The organism is Sphaerisporangium aureirubrum (assembly GCF_042658925.1).
Lineage (GTDB): Bacteria > Actinomycetota > Actinomycetes > Streptosporangiales > Streptosporangiaceae > Sphaerisporangium > Sphaerisporangium aureirubrum.
Map to the genome: position 1 here is coordinate 1 of NZ_JBHSRF010000130.1, position 14,336 is coordinate 14,336.

A 14,336-nucleotide genomic window follows, 5' to 3' on the forward strand; every position below is an offset into this window, starting at 1 on the left:
GGGGGCCTCGTAGAGGGCGATGGTGGCGGTGCGGCCGGGGACGCGCCACAGGCGTTTCAGGATGCCGGCGGCGCGGAGTTCCTGGGCGCGGGCGCGTTCGGCCTTGCGGAGTTCCTCGCGCTGGTCGGCGGGGGTGGTGGGGGGGAGCCTGTTCTCCGAGCGGACGAGGAACTCCATGGGTTTCCCTTTCTTGGGGGGCGGGGTCAGCCGGCGGCGAGTTCGAGGAGGGTCTCGGCGAGGAGGGCGGGGGCGGTGACCATCGCCTCGTGGCCGGTGTCGAGGGTGTGGACGGGCCAGCCCCGGGTGCGGGCGCGGGTGGCCTGGTCGCGGAAGACGCGCATCCAGGAGACGCACTCGACGAAGGCAGCGGGGACGGTGCCGGCGGCGCCGGTGAGGCGGAGGGGGTCGGTGTAGGTCTTCCAGGGGTGGGGGGTCAGCCGGGGGGTCAGCCAGTCCACGTCGGCCTGTTCGGTCACGCCGAGCACCGAGAGGGAGCGGACGGGGACCAGCCAGCCGAGGCCGGGGCCGGCAGCGGCCTCGGCCCAGTGGTGGGCCACCTGCTCGGGCAGGAGGTCGACGGCCGCCTCGCCGTCGGTGCCCGCGAAGGCGTCCAGGTGGACGCGCAGGCGGACCGCGGCGGGGCGGCGGTCGGCCACGGCGGTGATCACCTGACCGGCGTAGCTGTGGCCCACCAGGACTACATCGTGCGAGGTGAGGACGTCCAGGAGGCGCACGACGTCCTCTATGTGGGTGTCCAGGCCGACCTGGGGGGAGAGCAGGTGGGCCCGTTCGGACAGGCCGGTCAGGGTCGGGGTGTGGACGTCGTGGCCGGCGGCGCGCAGCAGGGGCGCCACGCGGTCCCAGCACCAGCCGCCGTGCCAGGCACCGTGGACCAGCACGAAGGTGCTCACGTGGCGGCCACCGCCCGGCGAGCGGGTGCCGCGGCGGCCGCCTCCTTGGCGGCCAGCTTCTCCAGCAGGCGGCGGCCCCGGATCCCGGCCACGTCGGAGCGGATGCTCGACTCGCGCACGCCGGGGGGATCGGTGGCCACCATGATCTCCTGGACCTCCAGCGCGTCGACGTCCTCCCGCATCACGTTGAGCTGCTGCCGGAGCTGGAAGGCGGACAGTTCCTCGTCGTCGATCCTGAAGTCGCGGCCGAGGGCGAAGAAGTCGTGCGTCTCGGTGTCGGTGGCGGGGGTGATGCCGTAGATCACCTTCATGTGGAAGCCCTCGGGTTCCTCGACGCCGGTGGAGGCCAGCCGCATGTTGAGCTGGAAGACGCCAGGCGCGTAGAAGTCGCCGTCCTGCCAGCGGTCGACGGGCGAGGTGAGGCCCATCGACTTCTCGTAGAACGGCGGCGCGGTGATGCCCACCATGTGGCGGGTGAAGGAGACGCGGTCGCCCTGGCTGGTCACGTCGATGGGGGTGGCGGCCACCGCGGCGTTGCCGATGGTGGTGGGGTGCAGGAACGTCTCGTGGGTCAGGTCGAGCAGGTTCTCCACCAGCAGGAGGTGACGGGCCTTCAGCGGCATGTGCCCGCTGACGTGGGTCCAGCCGGGGTCGGTGAGCCAGGAGGTGTCGGGCAGCAGGCCCGGGTCGGCGAGCGCGGGGTCGCCGGGCCAGATCCAGACGATGCCGTCCCGCTCCACCAGCGGGAACCGGTGCACCGCCGCCCTCGGCCTGTCGGACTGCTCGGCGACGCCCACGCAGACGCCGCCGCCGTCGATGCGGTAGCCGTGGTAGTTGCACTCGATGACGTCGCCGTCGAGCCGTCCGAGCGAGAGGGGGAACCTGCGGTGCGGGCAGCGGTCCTCGATCGCGTTGGCCGTGCCGTCCGACAGCCGGTAGAAGCACACGGGACGGCCGGCGATCCAGCGTTGCGTCAGCGTACGGCCGACCTCGCCGGCCCACGCGCCGACGTACCAGCCGTTCATCACCATGGGTGAGGGTGAAGCCATGGGGGACTCCTCTGGAGCGTTCGGGAGAAAGGCCGTTCAGGAACCCTTCGCGTCCCTGTCGCGGGCGGTCATGCGGCAGCCGGTCCAGGCCAGCAGGGGGTGGGCGCCGGCCGCGACGCAGGTGTCGACGTCGAGGGTGGCCAGCGCGGTGGCCTCCGCGTCGGTGAGCCCGTACTCGGCGACCAGCGCGCCGGGGTCGTCGAGGTAGCGGGCGCGCAGGGCGGGGTCGCGGAACTCGCGCAGCAGCCTGTTGAACGCGTAGCTCTCCGGAGAGGGATAGCGGTAGTAGTTGTAGCCCTGGTTCCTGAACTCGAACGGCGGCGTGCGGCTCACGGCGCCACCTCCGCGGGGTCCCAGACGACGACGCCCTGGCCGTGGTGCCAGACCTTCTGGTAGCTCAGCACGCGGCCCGGCGCCCGTTTCCCCATCGCGCCCCAGAGCACGAACCAGCAGAGCATCTCGCCCTCGCCGACCTCGTCGAGCTGGGGCGGGGTGAGGTCGAGGATCGGGTCCAGGTCGTTCTCCTCGATCCGCTCGATGATCCACTCGTCGAACGCGAACTCCGGGTTCGGATAGCGCGGCGTCCCCGGAAAGTGGGACATGCCCCCACTGGCCAGGACCGCCACCCTCTCGGGGCGCCCGGCGACGACCTCGCCGATCGCCCGGCCGAGGGCCTCGCACCGGCGTCCGGTGGGCAACGGCGGCAGGTACACGTTGACCAGCAGCGGGACGACCGGGATGTCGCGGTCCCCGAGCACGTACCGGAACGGCGTGGCGAACGCGTGCCCGAGCTCGGCGTGCTGGGAGTAGGCAAGGTCGAAGCCGCGCCCGACCAGCCCCTCCAGGAGCGCGGTGGCCAGTTCGCGGTGCACCGGGACGTCGAAGCGTTCCCCGCCGAACTCGCCGGTCGCGCGTTCCCCGGTCACCAGCGCGAAGGTCGGCACCAGGTCCAGCGAGAAGGTCTCCAGGTGGTCGGTCCCGATCACCAGCAGCACGTCGGGGGCGGTCCGGTCGAGCACGCGGCCGAGTTCGAGCAGCGCGTCCCGGCTGGCCTCCAGCTTCTCCTCGTCCTCGCCCGCGAACTTCTGCAGCAGCTGCGGCGCGTGCACGCCGGCCATCGCGGCGACGATCTCACCCATCGCGGTCTCCATCGGTCGTCGTGTCGTCGGCGTAGGTCACGCCGAGGCGGGCCAGGACCTCCCGCATGCCGTACAGGTCGAGCCCGAGCTCCCCAGCCTGGAACTTCGCGCGTTTCTCCTGTTCGGCCGCCTCACGGGCCAGGGCCTTGGCCGCGATGTCCGGCGCCTCGGCACGGGGCACGCACAGCACCCCGTCGTCGTCGGCCACGATCACGTCCCCGGGGTGGACGAGCGCGCCGGCGAGCACCACGGGGACGTTCACCGAGCCGGGGGTGGCCTTAACGGTTCCCTGCGCGCAGATCGCGCGCGACCAGGCGGGGAACCCCATCGCGGTCAGCTCGGCGACGTCGCGCACGCCGGCGTCGATGACGAGGCCGCGCACGCCCCGCGCCGTGAGCTGGGTGGCGAACAGCTCGCCGAACATGCCGTCGGTGGACAGCGAGGTGGTGGTGACGACGAGCACGTCGCCGGGGCCGCACTGCTCGATGCTGGCGTGGATCATCAGGTTGTCGCCGGGCTGGCTGAGCACGGTGACGGCCCGGCCCGCGACGCGGGCACCCGGGTAGATGGGCCGCAGCACCGGGGCGGTGAGGCCGCGGCGGCCCATCGCCTCGTGCGCCGTGGCCACGCCGGTGCGTCCGAGGACGGCGACCGCCTCGGGGTCGGGCCCGCGGCCGGTCCGCACGATCACATGACGGCTCATCGCAGTTCGTCCCCCACGGCCGGGAAGGTGCGCCGGTAGGCCTCGGCGTGCGTGACGGTCCCCGGCGCGCCGTTGCGCACGGCCTGCACGCCGCGCCGCACGCCGAGGTCGGTGTAGTAGCGCACCAGGTGCTCCTGGGCGGTCATGCAGCCCATCGCCTTGACCTTCAGGTCGAAGACCGGGGTGACGTCCAGCAGCAGGTCGGGGACGAATCCGCAGACCTCGGGCTGGTGCGGCTCGAACTGGAACACCTGGGCGGCGCCGAGCGGCGGGGTGCCGGGGTCGTGCCCGTGGGCCTGGGCGACCATCCGGGCGAGCAGGGTGGTCTCGTGCGCCTGGTCGTGGTCGCGGTTGTAGGGGTCGCGGGCGACGTGGGTGAGCAGCACGCCCGGCCGCCGTTCGCGCATCACCGCGACGATCCTCTCCACCGCGGCCTCGCCGACCCGCAGCGGGTAGTCCCCGAGGTCGAGGAAGCCGATGCTCGCGCCGAGGATCCCGGCCGCCGCGGTGGCCTCGTCGCGCCGCGCCGCCTTGACCCGTTCCACGGTCATGCCCGGCTGTTTCCACAGGCCCGGCGACTCGCCTCGTTCCCCGAAGCTCAGGCACAGCACGTGCACGGCGGAGCCGCGCCGCGCGGACAGCGCGATGGCGCCGCCGGCACGCCAGACGAAGTCGCCGGAGTGCGCGCTGATCACCAGTACGGACGGGGGGTCACGGTCGTCGGGCATGCGCTTCCCTCTTCGGGTGTCGGGAGATGGCTCACAGGTCCAGCACCAGGCGGGTGCCGCGGCAGCGGGAGACGCAGATCATCATGGTGTCCCCGGCCGCCTTCTCCTCGTCGTCGAGGATCGAGTCCCGGTGGTCGGGCTCGCCCTCCAGCACGGTGGTCTCGCAGGTGCCGCAGACGCCCTCGGTGCACGAGGACGGCACGTCCAGCCCGGCCTGCTCCAGCGCCGCGAGCACGGAGGTCCCCGGCGGCACGGCGACGGTGATCCCGGACGCCGCGCAGACGACGTCGAACGCGGTGTCCCGCGCGCCGTCCTCAACCGGGACGGCGGTGAACCGCTCGACGTGCAGGACTCCCGGGCCCCAGGCGGCGCAGCGCCGCTCCACCGCGTCGATCAGCCCGGCCGGGCCGCAGCAGTAGACCAGCGCGCCGGGCACCGGGTCGCCGAGCAGGGTGTCCAGGTCCAGCAGCCCGGTCTCGTCCTGCGGATACACCCTGACGCGGTCGCCGTAAACGGCGAGCTCACCGAGGAAGGCCATCGACGCGCGGGTGCGGCCCCCGTAGTGGAGCACCCAGCCGGCGCCCGCCGCGGCGGCCGCGCGGACCATCGGCAGCAGCGGGGTGACGCCGATGCCGCCCGCCACGAACACGTACCGGCCGGACGGCCGCAGCGGGAAGTTGTCGCGGGGGCCGCGCACCCGCAGCGTGGCGCCCTCGGCGAGCTCGTCGGCGATCCACCGGGACCCGCCGCGCCCGGCGCCCTCGCGCAGCACGGCGATGCGCCAGCGGCCGCGCCGCGCGGGGTCGCCGCACAGCGAGTACTGGCGGGTCAGGCCGCCCGGCAGCAGGACGTCGATGTGCGCGCCGGGCGTCCACGCGGGCAGCGGCCCGCCGGTGGGGAGCGCGAGCTCCACCCCGACCACGTCCTCGGCCTCGTCCGTGCGGGCGACCACGACGACGTCGGCTTCGGCGTTGGAGCCGGTCCTGGTCGCCCGCGCCGGCGCGGCGAGGACGGTGGACGGGGTCACTGTGGCGCTGACCTCCCCTGACGGCGTCACCGGAGCCGAGCGCGGCCCGTGGCGGCGCTCTCCAGACCACCGTAGGAGCGCGCCGGGCCCCGGTAATCGGCGCGATGTCACCACCTGGGCGGCCGTTGCGGCGCGCCGGGACTACGTCATCCGTCGCGGTCGCGCGCTCTCGCGGTGCTCGGCGGGGCGGGGGATGAGGCCCTCGCGGACGGCGAGCAGCGCGGCCTGCGTGCGGGAGGAGAGCTGCAGCTTGGTCAGCACGTTGCTCACGTGGGTGCGCGCCGTGCGCTCACTGATCGCGAGCCGGTCGGCGATCTCGCGGTTGGAGTCGCCCTTGGCGACCAGCGCGAGGATCTCCCGTTCCCGGGCGGTGAGGGACGAAAGGCCGACGCGGGGGGCGGTCATCCGCCGGGTGAGCTGCCGGGCCACCGCGGAGTCCAGGTGCACCTCGCCGTGCACGGCGGCCTGGATGGCGGTGACGACCTCCTCGGGGTCGGCGTCCTTGAGCAGGTAGCCGGCCGCGCCGGCGGTGAGCGCGGCGTGCACGCGCTCGCCCTCGCCGAAGCTGGACAGCACGACGACCTTCACCTCGGGGTGGTCCCGCACGATCGCCTCGGTGGCCTCCACGCCGCCCATGCGCGGCATCTGCAGGTCCATCAGCACCACGTCGGGCAGGGGCTCGCCGAGGGTGACCCACTGCCGCAGCTGCGCGACCGCCTGCTGACCGTCCGCCGCCTCCCCCATCACGTCCACGCCGTCCACGGTGTCGCAGTAGGCGATCAGGCCGCGGCGGACGATCGCGTGGTCGTCGACCACCATGACGCGGACGGCCTCCGCCGGGGTCCGCTCACCGATCACGGCGCTCCTCCCGTCCCCGGCAGGGTCACGCGGACGCTCCAGCCGCCCGCCGCGTGCGGCCCCGCGGCCAGCGTGCCGCCCCAGCGCTCGGCACGTTCCCGCATCGACACCAGCCCGAGCGTGCCGCGGCCCGGCTCCGCCGTGCCGGTCGCGCGGCCGAGGCCGCAGCCGTTGTCCGTCACCTCGACGGCAGCGCCACCGCCGGGCGGCCGGTCGAAGCGGACGCGCACGTCGGTGGCGTGCGCGTGCTTGACCACGTTGTGCAGGGCCTCCTGGACGATGCGGTACAGGTCTTCCTGTGCGTCGACGCTCAGGCCGTGCGCGACCTCGCCGGAGCACCGGACGTCGACGGCGAGGCCGGTGCGCGCCGCGAGGCCGGTGGCGTGCACCCGGACGGCGTCGACGAGGCCGTGTTCCGCGAGGTCCAGGGGGCGCAGCTCGAAGACGAGGCCCCGCAGGTCGGACAGCGCGCTCTGCGAGAGCTCGGCGAGTTCCTCGGCGCCGGCGCGCACGCTCGCCACGTCGGCGCCGGGGCGGTCCAGCTGTGCGCGCAGCGCCTTGGCCTGCATGCGCATCGAGAACAACTGCTGCACGACGGAGTCGTGCAGGTCCCTGGCCAGGCGGCGGCGCTCGCGCGACCGCTGCGCGGCCACCAGCGCGGCGGTGTCGACGGCCACCGCCGCGTGGTCGGCCATCGCCTTGAGGAACGCCAGGGAGTTGTCGCCGGGATCCTCCCCCGGGGCGTAGTACGCGTTGATGACGCCGAGGGTGCGGCCCCGGACCACCAGCGGCATGGCCACGAAGCTGTCCCAGTCGGGGTGGTCCATGATGGCGTGCAGCGGCCCCCAGTCCGGATCCGCCATGATCATCGGCTTGCGGTGCAGCACCACGACCGGCTCGCCGCGCAGGAACGCGTCCATGAAGCGCACCCGCGCGCCGAGGCGGCGGCAGGCGCTCAGCCGCTGGGTGAAGTCCCTGGCGTCCCCGAAGCCGGCCATGCCGAGCACCCGCAGCTCGTCCTGCGGGTCGTCCAGGGCCAGGATCTGCACCGCGGCGATGTTGCCCGTCATGACGACCTCGCGGGCCACCGCGTCGAGGGTGGCGCGCAGCGAGCCGAGGTCGGCGACGCTGGAGGCGGCCCGCACGATTGCCGTCAGCCGCTCCTGCTCCAGCAGCGCCTCGGTCACGTCGCGGAACCAGACGGCCCGCCCGCCGCCGGGCACCGGGGCGATGCGGTATTCGAGGTAGCGCCCGCGGCCGTCCGGCGCCGCCCACGGCGCGTGGCACGGATCGTCCCCCGCGCCGAGGTCGAAGGGGGCCGCGCGCCCGGCGAGGTCGCGGGCGGGAACGCCGAGGATGTGCGCCGCGGCGGGGTTCGCCAGGACGAACCGGCCCTGCGGGTCCAGCACGGCCAGCCCGTCCGCGGACACCTCCAGCAGGGCCTGGAGGGATTCCAGTGCGCCCGGCGGCCCGGCGGTGGGTTCCACGCCGCTCCGCGCCTCTGTCTCGCCGGCCAGTCCGGACACCACGCCCACCAGTCCGATATCCCAGGGATGCCCCGAAACCACCCGCATCGGGCTTTTCCGAGCTGTGAGGAATGTAAACCCGCTATGACGGGAAATCGTGGGACTTTCGTGGCGCGGTGCCTACGTCATTTGTCGCGCCCCGCCGGTTCCGGCGGGTGCCGCACACGACAGATGTCTCGGTCGCGTGTGCCGGATCGCCCCGGGACGATCGGGTCCGATGCCCGGAGGATCCCCCCGGCCGCGCTGTTAGCGTCGAGGCCCAACGCCCTGCGCGGCGGCGTCCCCACTCCCTTCGAGGTATCAGCCGATGGCGTCCACAGAGCACCTCCCCGAGATCAGGACCGGACTCTTCATCGACGGCGAGGCCCGCGAGGCCGACGACGCGCTCCAGGTCGCCGACCCGGCCGACAACACGTCCGTGGTCGGTTACGCCGCGGCGGCCGACGCCAAACAGGCGGGCGACGCCGTCGCCGCCGCGGCCCGGGCGTTCCCCGCCTGGGCCGCCCGCACCCCGCAGGAGCGCGCCGAGCTCCTGATCGCCGCGCTCGCCCCGCTGGAGGCGGGCCGCGCGGCGATCGCGGAGGTGCTCACCCGGGAGAACGGGAAGATCCGGATGGAGTCGTACATCGACTCCATCGTGTTCGAGCACCGCTTCCGGCTCGCCGCCGCCCTCGCCGGGGAGCTCGGCGGGGTGACCCGGCTGGCGGCCCCGCCGTACCGGACCGAGATCTCCTACCTGCCGCTCGGCGTCGTGACGATCATCGTGCCGTTCAACTGGCCGCTGGCGATCCTCGCCGCCTCCCTGCCGCAGGCGCTGCTGGCGGGCAACACCGTGGTCGTCAAGCCGCCGCCCACCGCGCCGCTGGCCACCGTCCGCACCGTCGAGCAGGTCGCGCGGGCACTGCCGCCGGGCGTGCTCAACGTCGTGACCGGCAGGGACGCGGAGATCGGCGGGCCGCTCATCCAGGACGAGCGGGTCAGGAAGGTCTGCTTCACCGGCAGCGTCGCGGGCGGCAGGTGTGTCATGGCGATGGCCGCCGAGTCGCTGACCCGCGTCGCGCTGGAGCTCGGCGGGAACGACCCGGCGATCGTGTGCGCCGACGCCGACCTCGGCCCGGAGGCCATGCGGCGCCTGTTCAGCGGCGTCTTCGACTCCACCGGCCAGATCTGCATGGCCGCCAAGCGCGTCTACGTACACCGTTCCCGGTACGACGAGCTGGTCGAGGGCCTGTCCTCGCTGCTCGAAACCACCCGGCTCGGGCACGGCCTGGACGAAGGGGTGACGATGGGCCCGCTGCACAGCGCGCGGCAGCTGGAGTACGTCCAGGGGCTCGTGGCCGAGGCCCTGGACCTCGGGGCCGAGGTCCGCATGTTCGGCGGGCCCGCCGAGGGGGCCGACCTGTCCCGGGGCAACTTCCTGCGGCCCTCCCTGGTGCTGTCGCCTCCCGACCGCGCGCGTATCGTGGTTGAGGAGCAGTTCGGTCCCACGGTTCCGATCCTGTCGTTCGACGACGAGGACGACGCGGTGGCCCGCGCCGGCGACACGTGGTCCGGGCTGTGCTCGTCGGTGTGGACCGCCGACCTCGACCACGCCGCCGCGCTCGCGTCCCGGCTGCGCACCGGCTACACCTTCGTCAACGCGCACGGGGCCGGCCACCTCGACGAGCGGGCGCCGTTCGGCGGCTTCGACCAGAGCGGCATGGGCCGCGAGATGGGCATCGAGGGCATCCGCGAGTTCATGGACACCCACTCCGTCGGGTTCCCCGCCTGAGACGTCCCTCACCCAACCGTCAACGAGAGCCCTCGGAGGCTGACGTGGCCGGCAACAAGGCAGTGACGTACATCGGACCGGGCAAGGTAGAGGTGCGGTCCATCGGCTTCCCCGAGCTGGTGCTCAGGGACGGCCCGGGTGTGCACCCGGCCAACGTCGGGCGCAAGTGCGAGCACGGGGTCATCCTCAAGGTCGTGGCGACCAACATCTGCGGCTCGGACCAGCACATGGTGCGCGGCCGAACCACCGCCCCTCCCGGGCTGGTGCTCGGGCACGAGATCACCGGCGAGGTGATCGAGGTGGGCCGCGACGTGGAGTTCGTCAAGCCGGGTGACCTGTGCTCGGTGCCGTTCAACATCGCGTGCGGGCGCTGCCGGATGTGCAAGGAGGGGCACACGGGGGTGTGCCTGAACGTCAACCCCGACCGGCCCGGCTCCGCCTACGGGTACGTGGACATGGGCGGCTGGGTCGGCGGCCAGGCCGAGTACGCGATGGTGCCGTACGCCGACTGGAACCTGCTGACGTTCCCCGACCGCGACCAGGCCATGGAGAAGATCCTCGACCTGACGATGTTGTCGGACATCTTCCCCACCGGCTACCACGGCGCGGTCACCGCCGGGGTCACCTCGGGATCCACGGTCTACGTGGCGGGCGCGGGTCCCGTCGGTCTGGCCGCGGCCCACTCGGCGCAGTTCCTCGGCGCCTCGGTGGTGATCGTCGGGGACATGAACCAGGCGCGGCTGGCGCAGGCCCGCAGCTTCGGCTGCGAGACCGTCGACCTCACCCAGGACGCGACCCTGCCCGACCAGATCGAGCAGATCCTCGGCGAGCCCGAGGTGGACGCCGCCGTCGACGCGGTCGGTTTCGAGGCCCGCGGCCACGGCGCCGGCGCCGGCGAGGCCCCCGCGACCGTCCTCAACTCGATCATGGAGATCACCCGCGCCGCCGGGAAGCTGGGCATCCCCGGCCTCTACGTCACCGGCGACCCCGGCGCCGTCGACGAGGCCGCCAAGCAAGGCTCCCTGTCCATCCGCATCGGCCTGGGCTGGGCCAGGTCGCAGACGTTCACCACCGGCCAGTGCCCCGTAATGCGCTACCACCGGTCCCTGATGACCGCGATCCTGCACGACCGCGTACAGATCGCCAAGGCCGTCAACGCCACCGCCATCCCCCTGGACGACGCCCCCCAGGGCTACGCCGACTTCGACGAGGGCGTAGCCCGCAAGTTCGTCCTCAACCCACACGGCCTCCTGCCCACGTGAACCCGTCACGCGGCGCCCGGCTGGGGACCGGGCGCCGTCCGGACCCCACACGACCCCCTGCCCACGTGAACCCGTCACGCGGCGCCCGGCGACGACCGAGCGCCGTCCGGACCCCACAAGACCCCCTGCCCACGTGAACCCCGCCGCGCGGCGCCCGGCGGCGACCGAGCGCCGTCCGGTGTCCGCTTCGCCTCCACCGCCGGCATCCCGGACCGGCGTCCGCGCCATCCCTGCCCCCGTCCAGGAGCCGCCGCCGGCGCACATCCGGGGGCCCTGTCCCGATGTGAGGAAGTGGTCGGCATGGACGTGTCGTTCGGCACCTTATGGGAGGCCGTGGCCCGCGCTCTGCCCGATGAGGTGGCGATCTCGGAGCCCGGCCGCGACCACACCTACGCGGAGTTCGACGACCGCGCGTCGCGGCTGGCCGGCGCGCTGGAGGCCGCCGGCGTGGGGGCCGGGCAGACCGTCGCCTGCTACCTGTACAACGGCTCGGCCTACCTGGAGACGGTGTTCGCGGCGCTGAAGCTCGGCGCGGTCCCCGTCAACGCGAACTACCGCTACACCGGGCCGGAGCTGACCTCCCTGCTCCAGGACGCGGACGCCGTCGCGCTCGTCTACAGCGGAGCCCTCGCCGCGAACGTGACCCACGCGGCCGCGCACGTGCCGACGCTCCGGCTGCTCGTCCGCGCCGGAGACCCGCCCGCCGAAGGCTCCGCCGGCCCGGGAGCCACCTCCCTGGACGACATCCTCGCGGGGACCCCACCCCGCGACCCCGCCCCGCGACCCGGGACGGACCGGTTGTTCATGTACACCGGGGGCACCACGGGAAGGCCCAAGGGCGTGATCTGGCGGCAGACCGATCTGCTGCACTGCCTGGCGGTGCCGATCTACCGTCCGCTCGGCCGCGGCACGCTCCCCGCCACCCTCGCGGAAGCCCTCGGCATCGCCTCGGCGGCCCGTCGCGACGGCAACGCCCCCGTCATCATGCCGGTCGTCCCGCTGATGCACGGCACCGGCCTGTTCAACACGATGGGGGCGCTGCTGGTCGGCGGCCGGGCCGTCCTGGTGCGGCCGGGCCGGCTGGACCCGCCCCACGTGTGGCGGACGGCGGCCGCACAGCACGTCGGCACGATGATCGTCGCGGGCAACGCGGTCTGCCACCCGCTCGTGGACGAGCTGATCCGCGCCGAGCGGGCCGGCGAGCCGTACGACCTGGGCTCGCTGCGCATCGTGCTCAGCTCGGGGACGGCCCTGAGCGACCGGCTCAAACGCGAACTGCACCACCGTGCGAACGCGACGATCATGGACGCGATCGCCTCCAGCGAAGGCGGCCCCTTCGCCTTCGCCATCACCACGTCCACCCGCGACCTCCCCGCCCGCTTCCACCCCGTCCCCGCCACGAAGGTGCTCGGCGAGACCGGCGCCGAGGTACGTCCGGGCTCCGGCGAGATCGGCGTCCTCGCCTACAGCGGCCCGATGCCCCTCGGCTACCACAAGGACAGCACCCGGACTCGCAAGACGTTCCGTCATATCGACGGCGTCCGCTACTCCGTCCCCGGCGACCTCGCCCAGGTCGAATCCGACGGAGCCATACGCTTCCTAGGCCGCGGCTCCGAGGTGATCAACACCGGCGGCGAGAAGGTCCACCCCCAGGAGGTGGAGAACGCCCTCCTGACCCACCCCGCCGTAACCGACTGCGTCGTGGTCGGCGTCGCGGACGAGATCTGGGGCGAACGGGTCTCGGCCGTCGTCGCCGTCCATCCCGACGGCACCACCTCGGAGGAGGACCTCATGATCTGGGCCCGCCAAAGCCTGGCCGGTTACAAGGTCCCGCGCTCCCTGGTGCTGGTCCGCGAACTACCCCGCTCCCCCACCGGCAAGCTCGAACTCTCCTGGGCGAAGCAGACGGTCATGGACGCCCGGCCGTCCGCAGACGAACCCCCCAGCGACTGAGCCCCCTTCCATCCAGATCAGCCACCAGGCCCGGTGGGCTGGATCGGTGCCCCGTCGCCGGTGGTCGGCAGATCGCCACGCTGGACCGGCGTGGCAGGGGTCGACGGGGTGCCGGGGTCCGACTGAGAGACAGGCCGGGCTCCGGCGACCGCCGCCTTCAGGGTGGCCCGGTCGACCTCGCCCACCCGGCCCGCCAGCTTGATCAGATGGTCCGCGCGGACGGCCACGTACTCGTGGTGACCACCGCCCTCGCGATACCACCCGGCCTCATCCCGCTCGCATCGAACCGGTGCCGTCAGCGGCTCCATGTCGGTCACCGGCACACCGGGACACGAGTCGTCGCTCATCGTGCCGCGGTCGATCCTCAGTTGCACGCGATGACCGCTCTCGGACACGTAAAAAGCGCCGAATCCCGCATCGCCGACAACCCCGACCGACTGGTCCGCAAGGCTGTACCCCTTCACCTCGACGGCATAGATCAGATCGGGCGCCACACCCTGACCCCGGGCCTGCTCCAGCGCCGCAGGCGTGAGCGCCCCCGCTGGACCGCCACCGCCCGCAAGAAACCCGCGACCGAGCACGAAGACGACAATGATCAGAACGATGAGCCCCAGGAACACAAGTGCGGCGCGCGTCATGAGACCAGTTTCCCGCCACAATCCGGGCACTTCGACCCAAAAGCCAGCCCCACCCCAACGCCACATCAGGTCCTCGCACCGCCACCCCACCCCGGTCCCTCTCCAGGACGGCGCCGCGACGGCGAGACGCGGCACGGCGAATTCGGCGCCGCCATACAGCGGACAACCCGGCGTGTTTGCGGCGCCGCCATACGGCGGACAACCCGGCGTGTCTGCGGCGCCGGTGAAATGGTCCTCGCGAGAGGCCGCGCTCCGCGCGAAGGGCGCAAGGCTGTGCTCATGCGGGGGACACCCCCGCGCCCCCGCTCCTGCCGGGCTCATAGTGCTCCACCGCGACGCCGTCCGTCGGGCCGGTGCCTCGCCGTACGACGGCGCCGTGTTCGCCGTCCCCCCTCCCGCCGACCCGGCGCCCGGAAGAAGACGAACCCGACGAGGCGACGGAGCTCCGGTTTCCCGCCGCACGGCGGGAAACCGGCCCCTCACACGGTGGGTGTGGCATGGGCACCGACTTCATGCCAAGCGATCAAGACACCCCCGCCCTCGCTCTCCTACCCGCTTCCCGAAGTCTCGCTCTCCTACCCGCTTCCCGAAGTCTCGCTCTCCTACCCGCTTCCCGAAGTCTCGCTCTCCTACCCGCTTCCCGAAGTCTCGCTCTCCTACCCGCTTCCCGAAGTCTCGCTCTCCTGCCCGCTTCCCGAAGTCTCGCTCTCCTACCCGCTTCCCGAAGTCTCGCTCTCCTACCCGCTTCCCGAAGTCTCGCTCTCCTACCCG

At 73.1% G+C, this 14,336-nt stretch carries 15 protein-coding genes; 4 read left to right on the forward strand and 11 right to left on the reverse strand.

The window, feature by feature from the left end; genetic code table 11:
- The 10 genes from ACFP1K_RS39520 to ACFP1K_RS39565 form a co-directional block, all read right to left on the reverse strand.
- A partial coding sequence (locus tag ACFP1K_RS39520) for a muconolactone Delta-isomerase (RefSeq protein ID WP_380763465.1) occupies window positions 1-177 on the reverse strand: 177 nt, incomplete at its 3' end.
- A gap of 26 nt (window positions 178-203) precedes the next feature.
- Entirely contained in the window at window positions 204-911 is a 708-nt protein-coding gene (locus tag ACFP1K_RS39525; RefSeq protein WP_380763437.1) for an alpha/beta hydrolase, read from the reverse strand.
- Complete coding sequence (locus tag ACFP1K_RS39530) at window positions 908-1,960, reverse strand: Rieske 2Fe-2S domain-containing protein (RefSeq protein WP_380763439.1); 1,053 nt, start codon at window positions 1,958-1,960, stop codon at window positions 908-910. Before ACFP1K_RS39530 ends, ACFP1K_RS39525 begins: the two co-directional genes overlap by 4 nt.
- A 36-nt stretch (window positions 1,961-1,996) precedes the next feature.
- A complete protein-coding gene (locus ACFP1K_RS39535; protein WP_380763441.1) occupies window positions 1,997-2,293 on the reverse strand; it encodes a hypothetical protein in 297 nt (98 codons plus the stop codon).
- Window positions 2,290-3,099, reverse strand: a complete 810-nt coding sequence (locus tag ACFP1K_RS39540) for a DODA-type extradiol aromatic ring-opening family dioxygenase (protein WP_380763443.1) — start codon at window positions 3,097-3,099, stop codon at window positions 2,290-2,292. The genes ACFP1K_RS39535 and ACFP1K_RS39540 overlap by 4 nt, the downstream gene beginning before the upstream one ends.
- Window positions 3,092-3,802, reverse strand: coding sequence for a 4-carboxy-4-hydroxy-2-oxoadipate aldolase/oxaloacetate decarboxylase (locus tag ACFP1K_RS39545; protein ID WP_380763445.1), 711 nt, complete (start codon window positions 3,800-3,802; stop codon window positions 3,092-3,094). Before ACFP1K_RS39545 ends, ACFP1K_RS39540 begins: the two co-directional genes overlap by 8 nt.
- Entirely contained in the window at window positions 3,799-4,530 is a 732-nt protein-coding gene (locus ACFP1K_RS39550) for a PIG-L deacetylase family protein (RefSeq protein ID WP_380763447.1), read from the reverse strand. The genes ACFP1K_RS39545 and ACFP1K_RS39550 overlap by 4 nt, the downstream gene beginning before the upstream one ends.
- A 31-nt stretch (window positions 4,531-4,561) precedes the next feature.
- Entirely contained in the window at window positions 4,562-5,557 is a 996-nt protein-coding gene (locus ACFP1K_RS39555) for a PDR/VanB family oxidoreductase (protein WP_380763449.1), read from the reverse strand.
- A 141-nt stretch (window positions 5,558-5,698) separates the two neighbouring features.
- Window positions 5,699-6,415 carry a response regulator gene (locus tag ACFP1K_RS39560; protein ID WP_380763451.1) on the reverse strand — a complete coding sequence of 239 codons (717 nt, stop codon included), beginning with the start codon at window positions 6,413-6,415 and terminating at the stop codon, window positions 5,699-5,701.
- Window positions 6,412-7,941, reverse strand: coding sequence for a GAF domain-containing protein (locus ACFP1K_RS39565; protein WP_380763453.1), 1,530 nt, complete (start codon window positions 7,939-7,941; stop codon window positions 6,412-6,414). Before ACFP1K_RS39565 ends, ACFP1K_RS39560 begins: the two co-directional genes overlap by 4 nt.
- A gap of 307 nt (window positions 7,942-8,248) precedes the next feature.
- Between ACFP1K_RS39565 and ACFP1K_RS39570 the strand changes: the two genes are divergently transcribed.
- The 3 genes from ACFP1K_RS39570 to ACFP1K_RS39580 all read left to right on the forward strand — a co-directional run bounded on the left by ACFP1K_RS39570 (window position 8,249) and on the right by ACFP1K_RS39580 (window position 12,927).
- Window positions 8,249-9,712, forward strand: a complete 1,464-nt coding sequence (locus ACFP1K_RS39570; protein WP_380763455.1) for an aldehyde dehydrogenase family protein — start codon at window positions 8,249-8,251, stop codon at window positions 9,710-9,712.
- Between the two features lie 44 nt (window positions 9,713-9,756).
- Window positions 9,757-10,974 carry a formaldehyde dehydrogenase, glutathione-independent gene (gene fdhA, locus ACFP1K_RS39575; protein WP_380763457.1) on the forward strand — a complete coding sequence of 406 codons (1,218 nt, stop codon included), beginning with the start codon at window positions 9,757-9,759 and terminating at the stop codon, window positions 10,972-10,974.
- 300 nt (window positions 10,975-11,274) lie between these two features.
- The gene (locus ACFP1K_RS39580; RefSeq protein WP_380763459.1) at window positions 11,275-12,927 is read left to right on the forward strand and encodes an AMP-binding protein; all 1,653 of its coding nucleotides are present in this window, start codon (window positions 11,275-11,277) and stop codon (window positions 12,925-12,927) included.
- A gap of 17 nt (window positions 12,928-12,944) precedes the next feature.
- Here ACFP1K_RS39580 and ACFP1K_RS39585 read toward each other — a convergent pair whose 3' ends face one another.
- Window positions 12,945-13,565 (reverse strand): hypothetical protein, encoded by a 621-nt coding sequence (locus ACFP1K_RS39585; RefSeq protein ID WP_380763461.1) that lies wholly within the window; start codon window positions 13,563-13,565, stop codon window positions 12,945-12,947.
- A 486-nt stretch (window positions 13,566-14,051) separates the two neighbouring features.
- Between ACFP1K_RS39585 and ACFP1K_RS39590 the strand changes: the two genes are divergently transcribed.
- The coding region (locus tag ACFP1K_RS39590) for a hypothetical protein (protein WP_380763463.1) at window positions 14,052-14,336 on the forward strand (285 nt) is incomplete at its 3' end.